At 71.3% G+C, this 22102-nt stretch carries 21 protein-coding genes; 2 read left to right on the top strand and 19 right to left on the bottom strand.

All coding sequences use genetic code 11. The features are described 5' to 3' along the window. Positions 1-101: 101 nt before the first annotated feature. The 6 genes from ACGFIE_RS12365 to ACGFIE_RS12340 form a co-directional block, all read right to left on the bottom strand. Positions 102-758 (bottom strand): tetratricopeptide repeat protein, encoded by a 657-nt coding sequence (locus ACGFIE_RS12365; protein WP_393293873.1) that lies wholly within the window; start codon positions 756-758, stop codon positions 102-104. Further along, positions 758-1345, bottom strand: coding sequence for a DinB family protein (locus ACGFIE_RS12360; protein ID WP_393294640.1), 588 nt, complete (start codon positions 1343-1345; stop codon positions 758-760). Before ACGFIE_RS12360 ends, ACGFIE_RS12365 begins: the two co-directional genes overlap by 1 nt. Before the next feature lie 119 nt (positions 1346-1464). Next, on the bottom strand, positions 1465-1695 hold the full coding sequence (locus ACGFIE_RS12355; protein ID WP_393293871.1) for a hypothetical protein: 231 nt from the start codon (positions 1693-1695) through the stop codon (positions 1465-1467). Between the two features lie 34 nt (positions 1696-1729). Beyond that, complete coding sequence (locus ACGFIE_RS12350; RefSeq protein WP_393293869.1) at positions 1730-5863, bottom strand: toxin glutamine deamidase domain-containing protein; 4134 nt, start codon at positions 5861-5863, stop codon at positions 1730-1732. Positions 5864-5878: 15 nt separating this feature from the next. Then, the gene (locus ACGFIE_RS12345; protein ID WP_393293867.1) at positions 5879-6211 is read right to left on the bottom strand and encodes a hypothetical protein; all 333 of its coding nucleotides are present in this window, start codon (positions 6209-6211) and stop codon (positions 5879-5881) included. Next, complete coding sequence (locus ACGFIE_RS12340) at positions 6208-6630, bottom strand: YbaB/EbfC family nucleoid-associated protein (RefSeq protein WP_393293865.1); 423 nt, start codon at positions 6628-6630, stop codon at positions 6208-6210. Before ACGFIE_RS12340 ends, ACGFIE_RS12345 begins: the two co-directional genes overlap by 4 nt. Before the next feature lie 78 nt (positions 6631-6708). Between ACGFIE_RS12340 and ACGFIE_RS12335 the strand changes: the two genes are divergently transcribed. Continuing rightward, positions 6709-7950, top strand: a complete 1242-nt coding sequence (locus tag ACGFIE_RS12335) for an SUKH-3 domain-containing protein (protein WP_393293864.1) — start codon at positions 6709-6711, stop codon at positions 7948-7950. Between the two features lie 73 nt (positions 7951-8023). On the opposite strand, the gene ACGFIE_RS12330 is transcribed toward ACGFIE_RS12335, so the two are convergent. The 7 genes from ACGFIE_RS12330 to ACGFIE_RS12300 form a co-directional block, all read right to left on the bottom strand. Then, complete coding sequence (locus tag ACGFIE_RS12330) at positions 8024-8692, bottom strand: hypothetical protein (RefSeq protein WP_393293862.1); 669 nt, start codon at positions 8690-8692, stop codon at positions 8024-8026. Between the two features lie 109 nt (positions 8693-8801). Beyond that, positions 8802-9557 carry a G5 domain-containing protein gene (locus ACGFIE_RS12325; RefSeq protein ID WP_393294637.1) on the bottom strand — a complete coding sequence of 252 codons (756 nt, stop codon included), beginning with the start codon at positions 9555-9557 and terminating at the stop codon, positions 8802-8804. A gap of 331 nt (positions 9558-9888) precedes the next feature. Beyond that, complete coding sequence (locus ACGFIE_RS12320; RefSeq protein WP_393293860.1) at positions 9889-10725, bottom strand: ABC transporter permease; 837 nt, start codon at positions 10723-10725, stop codon at positions 9889-9891. Then, entirely contained in the window at positions 10722-11630 is a 909-nt protein-coding gene (locus ACGFIE_RS12315; protein WP_393293858.1) for an ABC transporter permease, read from the bottom strand. Before ACGFIE_RS12315 ends, ACGFIE_RS12320 begins: the two co-directional genes overlap by 4 nt. Then, the gene (locus ACGFIE_RS12310) at positions 11627-12778 is read right to left on the bottom strand and encodes an ABC transporter ATP-binding protein (RefSeq protein WP_393293856.1); all 1152 of its coding nucleotides are present in this window, start codon (positions 12776-12778) and stop codon (positions 11627-11629) included. The genes ACGFIE_RS12315 and ACGFIE_RS12310 overlap by 4 nt, the downstream gene beginning before the upstream one ends. A gap of 5 nt (positions 12779-12783) precedes the next feature. After that, positions 12784-13968 carry an extracellular solute-binding protein gene (locus ACGFIE_RS12305; RefSeq protein ID WP_393293854.1) on the bottom strand — a complete coding sequence of 395 codons (1185 nt, stop codon included), beginning with the start codon at positions 13966-13968 and terminating at the stop codon, positions 12784-12786. Positions 13969-14207: 239 nt separating this feature from the next. Beyond that, on the bottom strand, positions 14208-14576 hold the full coding sequence (locus ACGFIE_RS12300; RefSeq protein ID WP_266249057.1) for a DUF3499 domain-containing protein: 369 nt from the start codon (positions 14574-14576) through the stop codon (positions 14208-14210). Between the two features lie 153 nt (positions 14577-14729). Between ACGFIE_RS12300 and ACGFIE_RS12295 the strand changes: the two genes are divergently transcribed. Next, positions 14730-15179 (top strand): metallopeptidase family protein, encoded by a 450-nt coding sequence (locus ACGFIE_RS12295; RefSeq protein WP_007455785.1) that lies wholly within the window; start codon positions 14730-14732, stop codon positions 15177-15179. A 70-nt stretch (positions 15180-15249) separates the two neighbouring features. Here ACGFIE_RS12295 and ACGFIE_RS12290 read toward each other — a convergent pair whose 3' ends face one another. The 6 genes from ACGFIE_RS12290 to ACGFIE_RS12265 all read right to left on the bottom strand — a co-directional run bounded on the left by ACGFIE_RS12290 (position 15250) and on the right by ACGFIE_RS12265 (position 22036). Continuing rightward, positions 15250-15507: a WhiB family transcriptional regulator gene (locus ACGFIE_RS12290; protein WP_007455784.1), complete on the bottom strand. Its 258-nt coding sequence runs from the start codon at positions 15505-15507 to the stop codon at positions 15250-15252. Between the two features lie 457 nt (positions 15508-15964). After that, entirely contained in the window at positions 15965-16294 is a 330-nt protein-coding gene (locus tag ACGFIE_RS12285; RefSeq protein WP_393293851.1) for a phospholipase, read from the bottom strand. Positions 16295-16314: 20 nt separating this feature from the next. Beyond that, a complete protein-coding gene (locus ACGFIE_RS12280) occupies positions 16315-17709 on the bottom strand; it encodes a DUF4331 domain-containing protein (protein WP_393293849.1) in 1395 nt (464 codons plus the stop codon). 51 nt (positions 17710-17760) lie between these two features. Continuing rightward, positions 17761-18039 (bottom strand): hypothetical protein, encoded by a 279-nt coding sequence (locus ACGFIE_RS12275; RefSeq protein ID WP_234587743.1) that lies wholly within the window; start codon positions 18037-18039, stop codon positions 17761-17763. 165 nt (positions 18040-18204) lie between these two features. Further along, positions 18205-20748: a bifunctional FO biosynthesis protein CofGH gene (locus tag ACGFIE_RS12270; protein ID WP_393293847.1), complete on the bottom strand. Its 2544-nt coding sequence runs from the start codon at positions 20746-20748 to the stop codon at positions 18205-18207. A gap of 274 nt (positions 20749-21022) precedes the next feature. Then, positions 21023-22036, bottom strand: coding sequence for a hypothetical protein (locus ACGFIE_RS12265; RefSeq protein WP_393293845.1), 1014 nt, complete (start codon positions 22034-22036; stop codon positions 21023-21025). Positions 22037-22102: the final 66 nt, after the last annotated feature.

Raw genomic sequence — 22102 nt, 5'->3', positions numbered from 1 at the left:
TTCGGCGATGTCGCGGTATCCCATGGCCTCTGACACCCCGATATCGGCGATGTCGAGTCGATCACGCTCGGCGACGCCATTGCGCGGCCGCTCGACCGTAATCAGACGAGTTTCAGCTCGTCGCGAGCCTCTTCGACCCACCGGGCGACGCCGTGCGCGCCGCTGCCGGCGGCCAGGGAGGCAGCCTCGTCGAGCAGACCACGGGCGGCGTCCCGATCGCCGTCGGTCGCCGCGAGGTCCGCCAGGCCGATCAGGTTCGCCGCGACGCCGGGCGTGAAGGACAGCTCCCGACGCAGCCGGGTCGACTCCGCCAGCAACTCGCGCGCCGCCTCGACACGACCGGCGGCCTGCTCGCCGAAGCAGAGGTGCCGCAGCACGTACGACAGGGTCAGGTCATCCCCCGCCTCGGTCGCCAGCTCACGCGCCCGCGCGAAGGCCGGGTCGGCGGCCGCCTGGTCCTGCCGGATCACCTGGTGGACGGTGCCCACCCAGAACAGCGACTCCCCCTCGCCGCGAGCATCACCCAGCTCACCGTAGAGCTGCGCCGCCCGCTCGAAGAGCCGCAGCTCGGCCGCGTCCTCGGCGCCGGTCTCCAGGAAACGGGCGTGCAGGAGCCGACCCCGGGCCAGGGCCGTATCCGCCTCCAACGCCACGAGATCCCGCTCCGCCTCGTCCAACGACTTCGCGTCGCCGCCGAAGACCGCCTGCTCGTAGCGCTCCCGCGCCCGCGTCAACCGGACGTCGAACCCCTCGGCCATCACTGCCCCACCCTTCCGTCGATACGCTCGCGTAGGAAATCGGCGTGGCCATTGTGCCGCGCGTACTCCTCGATCATGTGCACCAGCAACCTGCGCAGCACGATGACGTTGCCGTCCCGCTGCCGCCCCTGCACTCCCAGATCCGCCGCCTCGGAGACGAACCGCTCGGAGAACTCCACCTCCGTACGCCAGGCGCGGTACGCCTCGTCCACCACCGCCGGATCGGCAACCGCGCCGTCGAAGTCGCCGTCGGGATCGTCGTCGGAGCAGTACAGCTTGGGCGCCACCTGGCCGGCCATCGTCCTGCGGAACCACCCACGCTCCACTTCGGCCAGGTGCCGAATCAGCCCGAGCAGCGACATCGTCGACGGCGGCACCGCACGCCGGGCCAACTGCTCGACGTTCAGGCCGGCACACTTGAGTTCGAACGTGAGGCGCTGGTCGCGCAGATACTCGACGAGGACGCTCCGCTCGTCGGCGAAGTTGCCATCCGAGCGCGGATCGTCGTCCGGATGAACGAACAGGTACGACCAACCGAAGGCTCGCGTGGGCTCGGGGGTCGTCGCCTCGGCGTACGAGTCAGCCATACGGCGACTCTCGTCGATGCCCACCCTTCGCGGCAACCGGACGCGCGCGTCGACCACCTGCCGAGCGGCGAAGATGAGAAGCGGGACGACAGGCACCTGGGCATGGGAACCTGCCAACCTCAGCGATCACCGCCACCATCTTTGAACATGGCGCGGATTGAGGTTTCGTCCGGCAACTCGATACCGCCGGTGACTGCCACTGCCACTGCCGCAGCGTCAGCACGGCTCACACTCTTATAGCGGTCTGCATTCCGGTAGTCATCGAGGAAACGCACCACGAGTCCGGGGTCATAGGCCCAGGCTCGGACGCGATGATCCCAGAGGATAGCCTGGCCGAGCCCTGCGTCCATGACAAAAAGCCCAGCAGGCCCACCCCGCCCATCATCATTCCGGTAGATCACGTAGTAACTCAACAATCTCGTGCTCCAACTCTTCGGCAACCTGCGGCGCTACGGGAAAGTCCCGAAATCCTAGCCCCAAGTCCTGCACAACCTGCACGAGGCTTGTCCCTTGGCGAGCTAGCCAGACTCGGTACTCGCGCCAAACGTCAGCGTTCTGACTGATCCACTTGGCGAAGGTGGCATCTTTGGCTGGGAAACGTAGGTCAATGCTGTCCGGGAGCGAATCCGGTAGGCCGCGCGCACGGTTCGCAGCCAGCATTCGCAGCAAAGCGCCAACTCGACGTTCAGGACTGTTTGACGGCCGTCGCAGGACTTCATACTCCTCATGGGTCGCCAGCCAGGCTTCCCTCGACACCGTGGTGTGCAACTGCAACTCGACCAGCATCCCGTCCGACGTACGAAGGGTGCAATTCAATCCGTAGAATCGATTGCCCCGCCGCCAGAAGTTTTTACAGTCGGAAGTCGACACTGAGTAGCCGGTTTCAATCAGGCCGGCGAGAACCAGGTCAACGGCGCTGCGGTAATGTGAACCCGACGGCATCTCGAAGCAGAATCTTAGGACGTCATTGACGGTCTCCACGAAGTCAGTGGTATCGGTCGGAGCCACCCGCGCCTCATCGAGGTATTTTCGCGCCAAGGATTCCAGTCCTTTGACCCGGAACTCCCGGTCCCGTAGCCGAATGGCATCATCTAGGCCAAGCGCGCCGGTCACGCTTCGCCCGACCTGAGCCAGGTCAGCCTCGACGCGGTCAGCGGCAGCCAGGGCACGGTCGTGCAGCTCCGTCAGCGCCGTCAACTCCGCGGGCGTGAGCAGGGTGAGACCGGACGTCGGCAGGCTTGAATCGCCGATATTCGCACCACCGTCACCCACACCTGCTGAGCCCGGGCCGTCGAGCAGCAGGTACATGCGGTTGATGTAAGGGTCGCCGTGGCCGCCGCCGTCCTGGGCCGGCGGGTGGTAGGGCAGGTCGGGACGTTCGCTGAACCGCCCCCGGGGCAGCCCGCCGAGCGGCATGGGCCGGCCGTCCCCGCCCAGCACGAGCGCGTCGATGCCCACCACGTCGGGGTAGAGAGGCCGGTCCCGGACGAGGCCGGTCTGCGGGTCGACGTAGAGCACCGTTCCGTTCTGGTTGAGCGCCACCCAGGCGTGTGAGCCACCGCCCGCCCACTCGGTGATCAGGAACGCGTAGCTGCCATGGCCACCGAGCAACAGTTGGTCGTGCAGGTTGGCGTACCCCCGGTCGGCGGCCTGCCGCGTTTGCGCCGGGTGTGACGGTTGGCCGGGTGACGGGGCGAGGACGCGCTGGAAACGGCCGCCGGTCACGTCCTCCACCCGGCCAGGACCACCCGCCTCACCGCGGATCGGGCGTCGGGTGTCGCCGTCCAGGTAGCCGTCGAAGGTGCGCGGCGCGGACACCCGGGGCCGGCCGTGCACCCAGGTCTCGAACAGCGACAGCGTGCAGTCCAGGCAGTTGATGCCCCGGGTGGCGTCGGCCTGGGGGCCGCCGTCGTTCAGCAGGCGGAACCAGCCGCCCCGGCGGGGATCGGCGGTACGCACAACACCGCCGTCGAGGTCGCGGGGCATCTGCCGTTCGACGTCGACCTGGTGCAGGGCGAGCGGTGGACGTAGCCCGCCCGGCTGCCCGTACGGCCGGGAGTCGTCGATCGGCGGGGGAACGTCGTCGCCGGTGAGCCGGGACGGGCCGGAGGTTTCCACCGCGCCGAGCGCGAGCGCGCCCACGTCGGTGTTGGCGTGCGCGAACGTGCCGTCGGAGATGTCCACGACCGCCGGCGCCCTGATGCCCGCCAGCACGTCGTCGGCCAGGTCACGCCACTGGGCGTACGCGCGTGCCTCGTCGTTCGCCGCCCGCTGCCAGCCGTCGGCCCACCGCCGGTGCCCCGCCTGGTGCAACTGTCGGGCGTAGTCGGCGTACTCGACAGCCCTGCGGTCGTGCTCCGCGGCGCGGGCCCGCAGACGGACAGCCTCCGCCTGCCGGCGATTGGTCTCCAACCCGGCCCGTTGCAACTCGTAGTGGCCCTGGTAGCGCCGCCGCTCGGCCGCCTCCGCCTCGGCCACCCACCGGGCGGCGTACTCGTCGCTCTCGGTCCTGGGCACCGACGGATCGCCGAACGCCACCACGTCGACGGGAACCGAGGCCCGACTGCCGGTCCGTTGACGGGGGACGCGAGCCGGCGCCAACGCCTCGTGCGTGGAGAACCGCTCGGGTGCGTTGTGCCGCCCCATCGGCACGCCGGTGACCGTGTCGGTCCTGACCTCACCGGGCCTGCCTGCGGCATCGGGCGGCGGGCCGGGCACCGACCCGGAGGGTGTGGACGGGGATGCCGGTCCGGGGATGACGGTCGAGGCGGAACCGGCGGACGCGACCGGCGACGCCACACCAACGGCGCTCGCCGCCATCGACGGGGAACCCGCCCCCGGGAACGGTCCCGGGAACGGATGCATTGAAGCCGACGACGGACCCGGCGACAGGGGTACCGAAGTCGACGACGGGCCGGTCGACGAGGACCAACCGGTAGCTGACGAGAAGGCGGGGGTTGGCCCGGTCGACGGGTGCCCGGCAACCGAGCCGTTGGCGCCCGGGGCGAGCGCACCCGAGGCGACCCCCTGCGACGCGCCGACCGCCGGCCCGGCGCCGACCGCCGGCCCGCCGTTCGGGTCAACGGCGCCGGCTAGGGGCGCGGTGACCGCCGAGAGCGTGGGATCGGCCGTCACGCCAGGAAGCCCAGGGGCCGCGACGGCCGAGAGCGTGGGCTCCGCCCCGACAGCAGGCCCTGCGGCCGCTGACAGCGTGGGATCCCCGCCGACAGCTGGACTCGTGCCGTGCCCAACGCCTGGCGACGTCGCGTCGAAGGCCGCCGGCACCGATGAGCCGACGATGGCCGCACCCGTCTGACGGGCACCATCGGCCACCGGGAACCCCGGCGAGGACGCCGCCGCGGACGAAGACTCCACAGCCGAAGACGCCGCAAACGTAGAGGCAGGAGACGCGGATTGCGACGCCAGGTCCGGGGTCGAGACGTCCACTCCGGACGTGGCGGGGGGCGGCAGTGGCGGGCCGGTGAAGGACGCTCCGGCGAGGGCGTTGGCCTGCGCGTGCAGTCGGGCCTGTAGGGCGTGGTCGGTCTGCCCGGTCGCCGAGCCGGTGGCGCCGGACGCGGCGGCGCGTACCGCGTCCTCCACCGACGTCAGGCCCTGCCCGGTGGCGAGGCTGGCGGCGCTCTCGGCGAACATCTCGCCTGTCATCTCCCGACCGAAGTGCTCGCCGACGCGCGCGGCGCGGCCGGTCGCGTGGCGGCCGAGGCCGGCCAGCGGCGCGACCGCTCCCCCGGCGAGCCCGCCCACCGCCGACGCGCCCAGGTCGGTCAGGTCCACGCCGTGCGCCCGGCCCGTCGTGTTCTGGTACGCCTGGGTGGCCAGGCTGACCCCGGACTCCTCGGCGGCCTCCTCCAGCCCTTCCCGGGTGGCGCGCTTGGCGAGGCCGCGCACGCCACCCTTGGCGATCTCCTTGGCGGCGCGCTCGCCGGCCTCCTTGAGGCCGCGCCGGAGAGCCTTGGTGGCCAGTTGGCCCATCAGGCGTTTGAAGATCTGCTGGATCACCAGCCGGGTGGCGGTGACCGCCGCGCCGGCAGCCGGGGAGGCCGCACCGGCGGTGAGCACCGCCGCCACCGCGACCGAGAGCAGCTCGACGACCAGGATGCCCAGCTCGATCCAGACTTCGAGCTTGGCGCCTTCGATGTCGCAGCCGCACTCCTCGACCAGGCGACCGAGGTCTGCGGTGACCGCGAGGAGCACCGGCAGGGGCGCGTCGTCGCCCTCGGCGATCCCTCGCCAGGCCGCCTCGAACGCGGCGTCGACGGCGCCGACGCCGCCGTAGCCGCTGCGCACCTCGGTGGCGGCCGCGGCGGCGTCGGCATGGGGGCCGGCGAGGACACCGGCGACCGCGTACCACCTGTCGGCGAGGTCCCAGACGGCCCGCTCGTTCCCCTCGGGCCACTGCACGCCGACCGCCCAGTCGAGGGCCTCGTAGATCCACCCGGGAACGTCCCAGGGTGCGTAGTCCAGCGGGTGCGGGATCGGGCTGGGCAGCACGCTCATCCGGATCGCCCGCCGTCAGCGCCGGTCGGCGGCCCGGTCGAGCCGGGCAGCGCTGCTCTGGTCGGTCTGCACGCTGGCGTCGACCGCGCTGACCACGTCGGCGCCCAGCTCGGTGAGCCGTTGCCCGACGCCCGCCCAGGCACGCAGCACGGTCTGCTCGATGCCGCGGTAGCTCCGTTCGAACGCGCCGCCGATGTCGTCGCGCCCCCACGGGCGGGCGCCGCTGGCGGCCTCGATCTCGCCGCCCTCCGCTGCGCGGTGGGCCGTCACCGCCTCCCCGGACAGGGCCAGGTCGGCGCCACCGCGCCGGGCCCGGGAGGCGTCGAGCCAGAGCTGCTCGTCGGTCATGTCGCCCCCTCGCCGCGGCCGAGCACGGCGTCCGCGCGACCGAGCAGAGAGCCGAAATCGCCGGTACGCAGGAACTCCGTCGAACCGGACCCGGCCGGCATGGTTTCGGCGACCAGATCCTGGGTGGCCTGGGTGGCGGCCGCCACGGCGGCGTGGACCGTCTCGGTGACCGTGCGGCTCAGCGCCTCGGCGTCGCGGTCCCGGTAGATGGCCGGGGCCAGGTCGACCGCGATCAGCTGGCCCTGCGCGCCGACGGTCGCCGTGACGTGGCCGTCCGGCGAGCGTCGAGTCACCCGCAGTTGGGCCAGCCGCGTTTGCAGAGTGTCCAAACCGGACCTGAGCTGCTGGTACTGGCCGTACACGTCGTCGAATCGGGCCCGTAGCTCGCGATTGGCGTCCCGGTCCGCGCGTTCGCTCACCGCCGCTCCTCCCGTCACCGTCGGTAGGGAAGACCATACCGGCCGCCATCGATCCGCGTAGTCCGGTAGTTTCGATGTGTGATCGACCGTCAGCAGGCCGAGCAGCTCGCGTCCGCCTGGGCGCGGCGCGATTCGCAGCGCCTCGGCCACGAGTGCATCCCGGTGGTCGACGAGTTCGATCTGGGTTTCGTCGTCACCTCGATCGTGTCGAACGGGGTGCGGTCGATCCCCGGCGATCTCCCGACCACAGTCATCGACAGGCAGACCGGAAAGGTCACCACCTGGCCGCGCGTGCCGAGCGAGGTGGTGGCGGACCTGTATCGGCGTAGCCAGCCCAGCGGGCCGGCGGCACCCCGCACCGTCGACGCGTCGAGCCTGCTGATCCGTGAGATCCGTCGGGCGCCGACGCCGAACACGGTGGCCCACTTGACCCTCGACGGTCGTATCTGGACTGCCCAGGGCACGAAGGGTGCGGTCGCGCTGAACCACCACCCGCTCGTCCGCAGCTACCTGGACGAGCGGCCTCCGGGCGAGCTGGTCCGCGGCGCCGAGTGTCACGCCGAGCTGATCGTGGTCTCCGACGTGCTCCACGAGTACGACCACCGCCGGGCCGCCGAGGGCATCGAGCCGATGGGGCGGGCCGAGGCGGGGGCCCTGCTGGAGGCGGCGCGCTTCGAGATCTTCCGGATCCGCGAGCCGGGTGACCCGGCCGGTGGCGCCGCAGATCGGCCCTGCGACTCGTGCGTCGACTTTCTGGTGCGCGCCAATGTTCTGCCGGAGGCGGCGCGGGCGTACACCGAGACGTGGCTCGCCCCGGCGGAGCCCGACCCGGACCCGGGTCGTTTTCCGCCCGAGGTGGCCAACGCGCTGGTGGCGGCGGGTTGGCGGCCGCATTTCGGTGACCAGATCATGGCGGCCGCCGGCGTACGGGATGTCGTCGCCGTGCCGGGGCGGGCCCACCGGCACGAGGTCTTTCCCGCCGCCACGGAGGCGCTGACCACGTTCCCCAGCCTGGTCGGCGCCCGACGCGGCCCGGGCGCACAGGTGTGGATCTCCCGCTTCGATATCCGCCCGCACACCATCGCGCACACCGCCGACACTCTTGCCGACTTCGGCGCGGTGCTCGGCGTGCGGCTCTTCCCGATCGGCACCGAGCAGCAGGACAGCATCCTCGCCGTCGACGAGCGCGGCCGGGTCTTCGCCCTCGACCAGGCGGGCGAGTGGTTCCTCGGCGACACCATCGACGCCGCGCTCACCACGTTGCTGCTCGGCCGCGCCCCCGCCCGGGTGCGCGACGACGGCACCTGGCAGGCCGACTAGGGCGACGCGGGCCGCGGCGAGGGCCGGCGGCGGTGGTGTTCGACCACCACCACCTCCGGCCGGCCTCCGACTGTCAGCGCAGCACCTCGACGACGTTGCGGCGGACGAGGTTCTTGCCCGGCTCCCGGATCTGGTCCATCGCCGCGCTGTTGAGCAGCACGCAACTGCCGGACGGGCCGGTCACCGTCACCGTGGTGGCCCGGTTGTTGTCCAGGTTCGTCACCCGCAGCCGCGTACCCACCGGGAACTGGCCGCTGGTCGCCGCCGGCCCGGCCGCCTCTTCGAAGAAGGTGATCGCCCCTGCGCACACCGAGCGGGGCGCCGGGCCGGGGGCACCGGGCGATGCGGCACCGGGACGGACCGTGCCGGGGTCGGCGGGCTGCGCGACGCCGCCGTCCAGCCGTTCCACCACGTTGCGGCGGACCACGTTCTTGCCCGGCTCGCGGACCAGCTCCATGGCGGCGGAGTTGAGCAGAACGCAACTGCCCGACGGGCCGGTCACCGTCACCGTGGTGGCCCGGTTGTTGTCCAGGTTCGTCACCCGCAGCCGCGTACCCACCGGGAACCGGTCGCTTGTCGCTGCCGGCGCCCCGGCCTCCGCCGAGAACGTGACCGAGCCGGAGCAGACGGAGTGCCGTGCCGGTGCGGTGTCGGCGAACCCGAATCCGGTCCCCACCGCCACGCCCGCCGCGGCGAGCACCGCCACGGTCGCCGCCAGCACGTGCCTGCGCTGCACCCTCATCGCCGTCACTCCCGTCCTCGGTGGTGTCCTTCACCGCCTGGTACGGATGACAGCGCCGGACCGTTCAGCCCGCACGGGCACCGATCGACCGAGAAGCACCGCGCGGGGGTCAGTCGCAGCCGTAGCCGTCGTTGTCGCGGTCCAGGTCGTAGATGTCGTCACCGATGACCGTGACCACTCCGCTGACGTAAGCCGGGCCGTTGCCGGAGCCGCCCGCGCAGTCCACGTCACTGGCGATCGGGACGCAGGGGCTGTAGTTCGGGTCGCAGTTCGACTTCTTCTTGGTGCCGACGGCCACCACCTCGGTAACCGGCTGCTTCGTCACCGTGGACTTGACCAGCTTCTTGCCGGTCTGCACGCCGTCGGTGGTGGTCACCTGGTAGGTAAGCGTCCGTACGCCGTCGACGCCCCTGGTGCGGACCACCCGCTTGCCCTCGGCCAGGGACGCGTCCTTGACGGTGCGCTCGCCGTGCCGGATCGCGGCGCGCTCCGTCACTGTCGTCACCCGCACCGTCGGCGATGGCGAGACGCTGGAGGGGGTGGGCACCGAAGCCGCGGAGGGCGGCGCCTCCGGCGACTGTGCCTGGGCAGGCGCCTCCCGCGTGGGCTCGGCGGGGGCCGCCACGATGGGTTGCTGCGCCTGTTCGGCCGCAGTGCCCGTGCGCTTGGGTTCCGGCTCGCCGGTCAGCGCGCCGACGATGGCGGTGCCGGCGCAGCAGAGCAGCAACACGGAGAGCGCCACCGAGCCGAGGATCACGGCGACGCGGCGGCCTGGGCTGGCGCGGCGGAACCAGTTCGGGGCGGCGGCTGGCTGAGGTCCGGGGCCGTACGGCGGTGGATGCGCGGGCCCCGGCGGTGGTTGCATCGTCACGGCGATGAGTGTCGTCGCAAACACTGCGGGCAATATCCACCGTCACGTCGGTCACCTGCGCCGTTCGCTCCGGCGAAGATGATCGAGAGGGCCCGATCAGCACCGCCGATCGGGCGTCGAGCGTGACGAGCCGGCAGATCGGGTGACCTCTCGGGCGGGGCGGTCAGGGCCGATCGTGCGGCCTCCCGTAGCGACAAACCGCCGCATTTGACCAAATATCGCGCCGGAGGGCGGGCGGGCACCCGCCAGTGCATTGCGTGCCGCCTCGACCTGTCGGGATGCCGTCAGCAGGCGCGGTTCGGCGCTCCTCCAGCAACACGGGTGGTCACGACGCCCCACGCGCCTGCCGCACCGGGCCGGCCAACAGTGCGGCGCGGCGAGCACGTCGCCCGCGAAGCGAGCTGAGGCCGACCAACAGCAGCGCGCTGGCGAACATCGCGGTGCCGATCACGTTCACCTGCGGTGGGATGCCCCGCTGGGCGGCGCCCCAGACGTACATCGGGAACGTGACTGTCGTGCCGGCGTTGAAGTTCGTGACGATGAAGTCGTCGAAGCTCAGCGAGAACGCCAGCAGCGCGGCGGCCACGATGCCGGGCAGCACCAGCGGCAGGGTGATCCGCCGGAAGGTCTGCCACTCGTTGGCGTAGAGGTCCATGGCGGCCTCCTCCAGCCGCCGGTCCATCCCGGCGAGCCGCGCCTTGACCGTCACCACCACGAACGACAGGCAGAACATCACGTGCGCGATGACGATGGTCCAGAAGCCCTGCGGCACCCCCGCCGAGACGAACAGGGCCAGCAACGACGTGCCCATCACCAGCTCCGGGGTGGCCATCGGCAGGAAGATCAGCACGTTGACGCCGGACCGGCCACGGAAGCGGTGCCGGACCAGCGCGAACGCCATCAGGGTGCCGAGCACGGTGGCGACCACCGTGGCGAGGAAACCGATCTGGACGCTGCGGACGACCGCGTCACACATGTCCGAGGTGGCGCACGGCTCCCGCCAGTTGTCCAGAGTGAACTCGTCGAAGTCGTACGACACTCGGCTCGACGGGCGGTTGAAGGACAACCCGGCCACCACCAGGATCGGCAACGCCACGTACCCGAGCACCAGCAGCGCCACGATCATCACCCAGCGGTCGGCAAGCCAGCGGGACAGTCTCACCGGACCTCCTCCGTGCCGGCAGTGCGAAGGTAGCCGAGGACCACCGCGAGGATCGCCGCCATCAGCAGGAACGACAGCGCGGCGCCCTGCGGATAGTCCAGCCGGACCAGGAACGCCGAGTCGATGACGTTGCCGACCATGTACTCGTTCGGGGTGCCGAGCAGTTCGGCGTTGATGTAGTCGCCGCTGGCCGGGATGAAGAACAGCAGCGTGCCGGCGATCAGGCCGGGCACGGACAGCGGCAGGGTCACCCGGCGGAACGTCTGAACCCCGCTGGCGTACAGGTCGCTCGCCGCCTCCAGCAGCCGGGGGTCCAGCCGCTCCAGGCTCGCGTACAGCGGCAGCACGAGGAACGGCAGAAAGTTGTACGTCAGCCCGAGCACCACCGCGAACGGCGTGGCCAGCAGCCGCCCGTCCGGGGCGAGCAGGTGCGCGTCACGCAGCAGGCCCACGAGCGCGCCGTTGTCGGACAGGATGGTCCTCCAGGCGAGGGTGCGGACCAGGAAGCTGGTGAACATCGGGGCGACCACGCACACCAGCAGCAGGTTCTTCCACCGGCCGGCCTTCTGCGCGATGGCGTACGCCAGTGGGTAGCCGAGCAGCAGGGCCAGCACCAGGGCCAGTCCGGCGTAGCCGAACGAGCGCAGGAGCTGCTGCCCGTACGCCTGCACGACGTCCGGATAGTTGCCGAACGCCCACGTCATCGCGTACCCGGTGGAGAGCGAGCCGCCGGGGTCGTAGAGGCTGACGGCGGCGAGTTGCAGCAGCGGCACGCCGAAGAACACCAGCAGCCAGGCCGCGCCGGGCAGCAGCAGGAGGTACGGCAGCAGCCGGTGCCGCCCGGACCGGGCTGCCGGTGGCGGGGGCGGCGGCGGCCCCGCTCCGGTGGGCTCCAGGAGGGTCACGACGACGTACCCAGCGGCTCGGCGAACACGGGGGCGGTCCGGTCGGCGTCGGTGGCGTCGCGGGGCAGCAGGAACGCGTGCCGCGGATCCCAGTGCGCCACGGCCTCGCTGCCGACTGCCACAGTCGTCGACGTACCGCTGTTGGCCGCGAAGACCGACAGCTCGGTGCCCCAGCCGGTGCGCAGCAGGTACTGCGTGCTGACGCCCACGTAGGAGGCGTCGCTGACCACCCCGGTGACGTGTTGGTGTCCGTGGGGGACCTGGTCGGCGGAGCCGACCAGATGCAGCTTCTCCGGGCGTACCCCCAGGTGGACCGGCCCTCGGTCGGTCCGCGACCGGCCGGCGGGCACCGAGAAGCGCGCGCCGTGCGCCGTCACCGCGACCTCGCCGCCGGTGGTGCCGGCGGCCTCGCCGGCGAGCAGGTTGGACTGGCCGAGGAAGTTCGCCACGAACGCGGTGGCCGGGAACTCGTAGAGGTCGGCCGGGGCGCCCTGCTGTTCGATGCGGCCGGCGTTCATCACCGCGACGGTGTCGGCCATGGTCATGGCCTCCTCCTGGTCGTGGGTGACGTGTACGAAGGTGATGCCGACCTCGGTCTGGATGCGCTTCAGCTCGATCTGCATCTGGCGGCGCAGCTTCAGGTCGAGCGCGCCGAGCGGCTCGTCGAGCAGCAGCACCTGCGGCTTGTTGATGAGCGCGCGGGCCAGCGCCACCCGCTGCTGCTGGCCACCGGAGAGCTGGGCCGGGCGGCGGGGGCCGAACCCGTCGAGCTGCACCAGCGACAGCATCCGCCGGACCTGGTCGTCGACCGCGCGGATGCCGCGCCGTCGCAGCCCGAAGGCCACGTTCTCGAAGATGGTGAGGTGCGGAAAGAGCGCGTAGCTCTGGAACACGGTGTTGACCGGCCGCCGGTACGGCCGCAGCCGGGTGATGTCGGTGTCGCCGAGCAGCACCTGGCCGCTGGTCGGCGTCTCCAGTCCGGCGATCATCCGCAGGGTGGTGGTCTTGCCGCACCCGGACGCGCCGAGCAGCGCGAAGAACGAGCCCTGGCCTATCGTCAGGCTGAGGTCGTCGACGGCCGTGAAGCTGCCGAACCTCTTGGTGAGGTCGGCCAGGCGCAGATCGCCTGCGGGTGTCTCGCGCGCCATCGCCGTCACGCCCCGATGACCTGCTGGAACTTGCCCTCGTACTCCCGTTCCTGCTGCTCGTCGAGGGCCATGAACACAGTGGACTTCGCCAGCAGCGCGTCGTCGGGAAAGATCAGCGGGTTGACGGCCAACTCCGGGTCGATCTTCTCCATCTCGGCCTGGGCGCCCTTGACCGGACAGATGTAGTTGACGTACGCGGCGAGCTTCGCGGCGACCGCCGGCTCGTAGTAGTAGTTGATGAGCGTTTCGGCGTTGCCCCGGTGGGTGGCCTTGTTGGGGACCACCATGTCGTCGCTGTAGAGCATCGCGCCGGAGTCCGGCGCGACGAACCGCACCTTGTCGTTCGCGCTGGAGAGCTGGATGACGTCCCCGGACCAGCCGATGCACGCGGCGATATCGCCCTTGGCCAGGTCGGGTGCGTAGTCGTTGCCGGTGAACCTGCGGATCTGCCCGGAGTCGACTGCCTTCCTGAGTTTGTTGAGCGCGTCGTCGAACTGGGCTGCGGTGAAGTTCGACGGGTCGTGCCCGTTCGCGCCGAGCAGCAGACCCATGGTGTCGCGCATCTCGCTGAGCGCCGTCACCCTGCCCCTGAGATCGGGGCGGGTCAGCAGCTCGTCGACGGTCCGCAGCTCCCTGGTGACGCTGCCGTTGTACGCCAACCCGGCCAGGCCGGACTGCCACGGGATCGAGATGCGGTTCTCGGCGTCGAACGGGCGGTGGAGCAACGAGGGCAGCAGGTTCGCCTGGACGTTGGGGATCTTCGCGGGGTCGAGTTTCTGGATCCAGCCGAGCCGGATCATCCGCGCGGCCATCCAGTCGCTCAGCACGATGATGTCCCGGTCGGTGCTCCGGCAGGCGGCCAACTGGTTCTGCACCTTGCCGAAGAACTCGTTGTTGTCGTTGATGTCCTCGGTGTAGGTGACCTGGATGCCGCTGGTCGTGACGAACTCGTCCAGGCTCGGCCGCTTGGACTCGTCCTTCTCGTCGACGTCCATGTACTGCGGCCAGTTGGAGAAGGCGAGCTTCTTCTCGGTGCCGGACAGGTCTTCGCTGACGCAGCCCGCCTCGGTCTGTTGCGCGCCCTTGGTGCCGCAGCCGGCGAGGCTGCCGCCCGCGGCGAGGAGGGCGGCCGATCCGAGAGTGCCGGTGAGCAGTCCACGCCGGGAGAGGGGCCGGAGGGGAGTACGCATGACGACTCCTAGAGGGGTCATCGTCGGCGGGCGAGATGCTGTGGACGCGCGCCGGCGGGAATGTCGGAAGGATCAGGTGCCCGGGACCACTGATCTTGACATTGGCGAGCGCACGATGAGGAACCGGCTGGCCTGACCCACGCTTGATCGACTCGGCTTCCTGGAACGGGGGGTGTCCAGGTCGCGCCGATGCCCCGGTTTCAGTGAACCCGAGTGGATCAGCGACGGACGGCGTCGACTCAGTGGTTCGGGGGGATCACCCGGAGGTGGCCTCGGCGACCGGTCTGGTGGGGGTTGTCGTGGTGGCCCTGGTCGGGCTCCGGCGGGCGAGGGGCCGGGCGGGCGGCCTCGCGGACCGCCTCGGCCAGCGCCACCAGGTCGTCCGTGGTGGGCGGGGGCGGCTCGAACTCGCCCTCGTGCCGTACCACGTCCCAGCCGCGCGGCGCGGTGAGGCTGCGGGCGTGCTGCTCACACAGGTCGTACGTGTGCGGCTCGGCGAACGCTGCGAGGGGGCCCACCACCGCTGTCGACTCGTTGTAGACATAGGTCAATGTGGCGACCGCTTGCCGGGGGCAGCCGTTACGGGAGCAGCGCCGTGGTGACCTCACGTGCGGCAGGGTATCTCCATTACCGGGTCCGGCGCATCGCTTCGCGTTGCGACACGCCCGTCGCGGTGATCACAATTCGCGGTTCGGGTCGCGCCGCGCCAGGGGTGCGGCGGTGCCGCTGACCGGCCCGGCACGGGGGCTACCCTTTGCCTCATGACGAGCCCGGAACACCGCCGCCCCGGCCCCGGCCGGCGTGCACACCGCGACCGGCACGGGCGTGGCCTGCGCGGGCGTCTGGTGCCGGCGACAGTGCCGTTGGCCCGGACGAAGGCCGAGGTCTTCGACGACCTGGTGCTGGACACCGTCGAGACGCTGGAGCGACGGTTCGCCAAGGAGTTGGCCGGTGTCGAGTTCGCCGTCGAGGACGTCCCGCCGGACCTGAACGTCTACGACTCCGACGTGCTGGAGGACGGCGAGGTGCCGCTGGCCCGACTCCTGCCCGGCCGCCCCGGTCGCCAGGAGGTGCCGCCGCGGATCGTCCTGTACCGGCGGCCGCTGGAGTTCCGCGCCATGGACCGCGAGGATCTCGCCGACCTCGTCCACGACGTGATCATCGAACAGGTGGCGAACCTGCTCGGGGTCGACCCCGACGAGCTGGCCTGAGCCGTACGCACCTGTCGCACGTGTACGACGGCTGAGCCGGGCGGCCCCCACCGCCCCGACCCTGCACCGCTCAGGCGGCCCGCCGCTTCAACTTGCGCCGCTCCCGCTCGGAGAGCCCACCCCAGATGCCGAACCGCTCGTCGTGGCCGAGAGCGTATTCGAGGCATTCGGTCTTGACCTCGCAGCGCGAGCAGATTCGCTTCGCCTCGCGGGTCGAGCCGCCCTTCTCGGGAAAGAACGCCTCGGGGTCGGTCTGCGAGCACAAGGCTCGCTCCTGCCACTCCGGCGCGTTTCCGAGCAGGTCGGCCACCTCAAGCTGGCCGTCCATCAAATGCCTCCTTGTCGCGCACCGGCGTCATCGCCGCTGCAACCCCCCACGCGAAAGGCGTGCTTGTCCGTCCGGTCCCTTTTTGTTGCGTTCCGTGCGAACAACCCCATTCAAATTACACGCGTGTAATGCGTGCGCCGTCAAGCCAAACTTGATAATGGAGTCGCCCTCCCGACACCCCTGGTCGGCCACCAGGACCGTCCCAGCCTCGCAACCTGCCCTATCGATTCAGACCCCGGCCGAGTAACGCCCTCTCCGGCGAGTTGCCCGACTTTTCTGCCGTGGCGCTCCCCTCGACGGGCCACCGCCCGGGAAGCACCGGCCCCCTTTCGCAAAGCTGATCTTGGTGGGGGACAGGTTAACGCGGCACGGCGCAGACCGCCCACCGAGTCGCGGACAGCACTCGCACCCCGCCCACAATGTGGACGGGGTGCGAGTGGAAAAGGGAGCTTCGAGGTCAGCCGGCGGCCCCGAAACCGCTGCTCGGCCACACGAACTCGGCTATCCCTCCACCGTGGACAGAAACCGTGCCGGCGGACGTGATCTCGTCCCACCAGATGGTATAAGTGCCGGCGGGCAGATCGGGATAGACCGCACTGTGGAACGACCCGTCCCGCACCCGCCGCTCCCGTACCGCCGAGTGGACCCGCCGATCATCGCCGCGGCTGATCTCGATCTCCCGACCGTGCAGATCCCCGCCGGTGTAGACGATCAGCGCACCGGTGTCACCGCCCAACTCAAGGACGACGCTGCCCGACTCCGACGGCCCGTACGTGTGCTCGTGCATCCGCTGCTCCCCGCCGGCGGTCAGGACGACGCCGGCGGGTTGTTGAACCCGTCGTACGGCGTACCGAGGTAGGGGAAGTTCGCGAGGAACGGGGCGGTCACGTCGGCGGCGCTCAACCCCGGGGTGACCGCGCCGGCCGCCGGATCCGGGCGGAACGTCTTGTCCACAAGCGGGACGGTCACCCCGGCGATCGCCCGCAGCGCGATGCTCACCACGTCGTCGCCGACCCGCCGCCCGTTGGGGAAGCCCGCGAGGTCGCCGCCGAGCACCCCGAACCGGTCCGGCCGCTTGGTGGGCGCGATGGCCGTGTTCAGCCGCAGCATGTCGGCCTGCACGTCGCCGGTGGCATTGGTGAAGCCGTCGATCAGCCCGGCCGGTACGCCGGTGAGCAGGATCGCCACCAGGTCGGCCCGGGCCTTCTTCGACCTGTTGAGCTTGTCCAGGTTGGGAAAGACGTCCGGGTAGAGGGCCGGCAGCAGTGCCGCCAGTTCGGGGCGCTCGACGAACTGCGCGAACCGCTTGTCCTCCGACGGCGGGAGCGAGTTCCACAGGTCCTTCTTGGACATCGGCACGATGACCTCGTTGAACAGCGGATTACCCAACCGGGAGACCTGGGTGAACGGGCCGGTGGAGGTGTCCTGCGCGACCCGGTCGCCGAGCACCCGGACCTGCCGACGCGACGCCGACGTCCATACCCCGAGCACCGACGCCGCGTCGGCCGCGCCGTACCGGCTGGCGCGGCGGCGCACCTGCTTCAACGGCACCTGCACGGCGAGACTGTGCACGTTCATCCGGTCGGTGGCGTTGACCGGCTCCCCCTCGGCCTTGAAGATCTTCTTGCCCGCCACGTGCAGCTGCTGGAACGGCCGCAACGTACCGAGGTCGAAGATCGCCCCCAGGTCGACGAAGAAGCCGTCCGCACGCTGCCCGGCGAAGACCCGCTCCCCCGTCGACAGGGTGTAGGTGGCCTGCCGGACGAGGTCGGCGTACTTCGGGGTGGACAGCGGGCCGACGTTGCACGGCGGGCAGGGCAGCTTGTGCGCGAGCCGGTGCTCCCGGCCGTCGGTCACCCGGGTCAGGCTGTAGAACTGCCTGCGGTTCCAGTTCTTGCTGTCCAACGAGTCGATCGGCCCGGTGTTGTAGAGGAAGCTGTTCGGGTTGGTGATCTCGGTGGTGAACTCGAACCGGTAGGTGATGTCCGGCTGACCGTCACCGTCGTTGTCGATGTGGATCTCGTAGCGCACGTCGTCGCCGAACTCGAAGAAGTTCGGCCCCCCGGACGGAAGCTGCAACGGCACGTAGTTGGCGATCAACGTGACCGTGTCGGGCTTGTCGGGGCTGACGAATGCGTACAGGTCGGAGCTGTCGGCGACCGGATCCTTGGCTATCTCCGGAGCCTCGCGGTGGGAAGACATGGCGGACCAACCTCACTGGGCGGGGACTGATGGCGGGGCGGGGCGTGCGGGTCAGCGCCGGGCTGCGCGCCGCAGCCGGTCCGCCAGGCCGCGGTCGCGTACCTCGATCCGGGATTCGCCGACGAAGACGTCCATCGTTCCGGACGCGGCGTCGCGCAGGTGCACGACTATCGGTTCGTCGGCCCGGCCGGCCGCGCCTGGCGCGTTCTGCGCGGCCGACAGACCCGGCACGGTGAGTGCGGCGGCGCCGAGGGTGGCGCTGGCCGCGGCGGTCAACGTCTGCCGGCGGGTCAGTCGCGGCCACTGCCGCTTCCGCTGATCACTGGTCATGGGCAACCTTTCCGGCGGCGGCGCGGTACGCGCCCGCGGTGACGGACGGGTCCGGTGCCGTCGACCGACGCCGCCGGGCCCCCTGGGGGGAACACCGGCGGCGGTCCTCGCCGCGACCGCCGCCGGCACCGCGTGGTACGGCCGGCGGCGGGAAAAGGTTCGACGTCAGCGCGGGGCGTGACCGTACGAGGTCGTTCGCTTGCGCGCCGGACGGCCGGCGGCCTTCGCGATGGCCCGCAACTGCTCCTCGGTACGCGCCGACCCGTTGTCGGAGCCGGCCATCCGAGAGATGGTCTCCTCCATCAGCGTGCCGCCCAGGTCGTTGCAGCCACCCTGGAGCATCGCGACAGTGCCGTCGTCGCCGAGCTTCACCCAGGAGCACTGGATGTTGTCGATCCGGCCGTGCAGCAGCAGCCGGGACATGGCGTGCACGACCCGGTTCTCCCGCCAGGTCGGCCCCGGTCGGGCGATTCCCGCCAGATAGATCGGAGCATTGGTGTGCACGAACGGCAGGGCCACGAACTCGGTGAACCCGCCGGTGCGGTCCTGTACGCCGGCCAGCACCCGGAAGTGCGCCAGCCACTGCCCGGGGTGGTCGACGTGGCCGTACATCATCGTGGAGCTGGACCGGATGCCCAGCTCGTGGGCCGTGCTGACCACGTCGACCCAGGCGGCGGCCGGCAGTTTGCCCTTGGTGAGCACCCAGCGCACGTCGTCGTCGAGGATCTCGGCGGCGGTGCCCGGGATGGTGTCCAGCCCGGCCTCGCGCAGTTGCGTCAGCCACTCGCGGACCGGCACGCCCGCCTTCGCGGCGGCGGTGACGATCTCCATAGGCGAGAACGCGTGCACGTGCATCCCCGGCACCCGCGCCTTGATCGCGCGCACGATGTCGGCGTACCCGGTGACAGGCATCTTCGGGTCGATGCCGCCCTGGAGGCACACCTCGCTGGCGCCGGCCGCCCACGCCTGCTCGGCCCGGTCGGCGACCTGGTCGACGGAGAGCCGGTACGCGTCGGCGTCGCGCTCACGCTGGGCGAAGGCGCAGAACCGGCAGCCCACGTAGCAGACGTTGCTGAAGTTGATGTTGCGGTTGACCACGTACGTGACGTCGTCGCCGACGGTGTCGCGGCGCACGTCGTCGGCGAGGCGGCACACCTCGTCGAGCGCCGGCCCGTCCGCGCCGAACAACGCCAGCGCCGCGTCGGTGTGACGGGGGTCGAGCAGCGCCGCCGGGTCGTCGGCGGCCAACCGCAGCCCGGCCGCCAGGTCACGGTCCGCACCGCTGCCGGCCGCCACCGGGGGTACGCCCGCACGCCGCGCCGCCGCCTCCGGGGTCACCTTGCCGGCGACCTCCGACCAGTCCCCGTAGACGCTGTCGAAGTCACCCCGCCGATCGTCGGTGCGGCCGGTGGTGTCGATTGTGGCGTGCAGGTCGGTACGCCCGCCGAACGTCTCCTCCGGCTCCTGCCACGGGTGGCCCTGCGGCAGGGCCGACTCGACGGCCATTCCCGTCACCGGATCGGCAAGGGCGTTCACGTGCGGCAGCAGCCGCGGGTCGAGCCACGGATCACCGGCGCGCACGTACTCCGGGTAGATCGTCAACCGCTCGCGCAGCGTGAACCCGGCCAGCTCGGTGTGCCGGGCCAACTCCTCGATCTGCGGCCACGGGCGCTCCGGGTTGACGTGGTCCGGGGTGAGCGGGGAGACGCCGCCCCAGTCGTCGATGCCGGCGCGCAGCAGCAGGTCGTACTCGCCGGCGATGAGGTTCGGCGGGGCCTGGATGCGGGCCTTCGGGCCGAGCAGCAGTCGGGCCACCGCCACCGTGGCGGCGAGGTCGTGCAACTCGGCGTCGGGCATGCCGCGCATCGCCGTGTCCGGCTTCGCGCGGAAGTTCTGCACGATCACCTCCTGGAGGTGCCCGTACTCCCGGTGCGCGCGCCGGATCGCGAACAGCGCGTCCACCCGCTCGGCAGGGGTCTCCCCGATGCCGATCAGGATGCCGGTGGTGAACGGCACCCCCACCCGGCCGGCGTCGTCGAGCACCCGCAGCCGGACCGCCGGCTCCTTGTCCGGCGAGCCGTAGTGCGGACCGCCCGGCTCGGACCACAGTCGGGTCGCGGTGGTCTCCAGCATCATTCCCATGCTCGGGGCCACCGGCTTGAGCCGTTGCAGCTCCGACCACGACAGCACGCCCGGGTTGAGGTGCGGCAGCAGGCCCGTCTCCTCCAGCACGGCCACCGCGCAGGCGCGCAGATAGTCCAGAGTGGAGTCGTAGCCGCGCTCGTCGAGCCAGTTCCGGGCCGCCGGCCAGCGCTCCTCCGGCCGATCGCCGAGGGTGAACAGGGCCTCCTTGCAGCCCTGCGCCGCCCCCTGGCGGGCGATGTCGAGCACCTCGTCCCGGTCCAGGAAGGGCGCCGGCAGCCGGTGCGGCACGGTGGCGAACGTGCAGTAGTGGCAACGGTCCCGGCAGAGCCGGGTCAGCGGAATGAAGACCTTCTTCGAGTACGTGACCACGCCCGGGCGCCCGGCGTCGCGCAGCCCGGCGTCGCGGATCCCACCGGCGGTCCGGAGCAGCTCGTCGAGCGCGTCGCCACGGGCGGCGAGCAACGCGGTCGCCTCGTCGACGTCCAGCGCGCGCCCGGTCGCGGCCCGGCCCAGGGCCCGCCGCACGCTCGCCTCGCTCGGACCGGAGTGGGTGCGATCAACCATCCGCTCAGCCTATGCGCAGCGCGAGCCCGCCCCACCAGTCCCGGCCCGGACCGTGGGAAACGGCACCCGCCCCCGCCCACCCCCACCCCCACCCCCACCCCCCACCCCCACCCGCTCCCACCCCCGTCAGCCCCGGTGATCATGAAGTTATTGTCCCGACACGCCGAGTGGTCGGGCAATAACTTCATGATCACCGGGGCGGGGGTTGGGCAGGGCGGGAGTGGGGGTGGGGGTGGGGGGTGGGGGGGTGGGGGGGTGGGGGGTGGGGGGTGGGTCAGCGGGGCTGGTCGGGGTGGTTGGCCGGGTTGATGTGTTGGGTGCGGTCGGCGTCCGGGTCGGCCGGGCGCGGGATGGCCTGGGTCGGGTCGGCGGAGGCCGGCTCGGCGGACTGGCGCGGGATCGCCTGGGTCGGGTCGGCCGACGGCGGCTGCCCGAACGGCGGCGCGGGCGGCGCGGACTGCGGGGCGGGGTTGGCCGGCGGCGCGGACTGCGGGAACGGCGGCGCGGACTGCGGGAACGGCGGCGCGGACTGCAGGGCGGCCTGGAACGGCGGCGCGGACTGCGGGTGCGGCGGCGCCGACTGCGGGGCCTGGAACGGCGGGGACGGCTGGCCGTATTGGCCGGGGAACTGCGCCTGCGGGTAACCGCCGGGCTGGCCGGCCTGCGGGTAGCCGCCCGGCTGGCCGGGAGCGGGCCACCCGCCCTGCGGCTGCGCGCCGGGCTGACCCGGGGCCGGCCAACCACCCTGCTGCTGCGGCCAGCCCGGCTGCGGCTGGCCGTAGACGCCCGGCTGGGGCTTCGGCTTCGGCACGTAGTAGAACGCCTTCCAGATCGTGAAGACCACCCAGGCGGCCACCGCGAAGATCACCAGCCAGGCGAACCGGGTGAGGATGCCGAGCAACGCGTCGAGGATCTCGCCGTCGGCGAGCCGGCCCACCGTCCAGATGAGCATGGTGAGCGTGCCGAGCACCGCGCTGACGGCGTACTCGGCGAGCGCCACCTGCGTGATCAGCTTCGCCTTCGGCAGTACCGGCGCGACGTGGGTGGCCAGCAGGACGGCCAGCAGCGGCAGCACCACCGCCTCCACCCCGATGAACGAGGAGAACTGGTCGCCCGCTCGGTCGGTGAAACCGCCGTAGTCGTTCGGGGTAAGCAGCCGGAGCAGCCCCACGAAGAGGAACACGGCGTTGGCACCGAGCAGGGCGAGCGCACCCAGTTCGCGCAGTGGCTTGGTCAGCTGGCGGGCCTGCGTCGCATCGGCGGACGCGGGCTCGGCGGGGCTGGTCACGAGCTCCCCCTCGGGGTATGGACGGACAGATCGCACGTGAGCCTAGTCTCGCCGGGCACCGGCGGA

Source organism: Micromonospora sp. NPDC049275, assembly GCF_043197115.1.
GTDB lineage: Bacteria > Actinomycetota > Actinomycetes > Mycobacteriales > Micromonosporaceae > Micromonospora.
The sequence above is the reverse complement of the archived record's forward strand: the minus strand, read 5'-3'. Positions and strand labels throughout refer to the sequence as shown.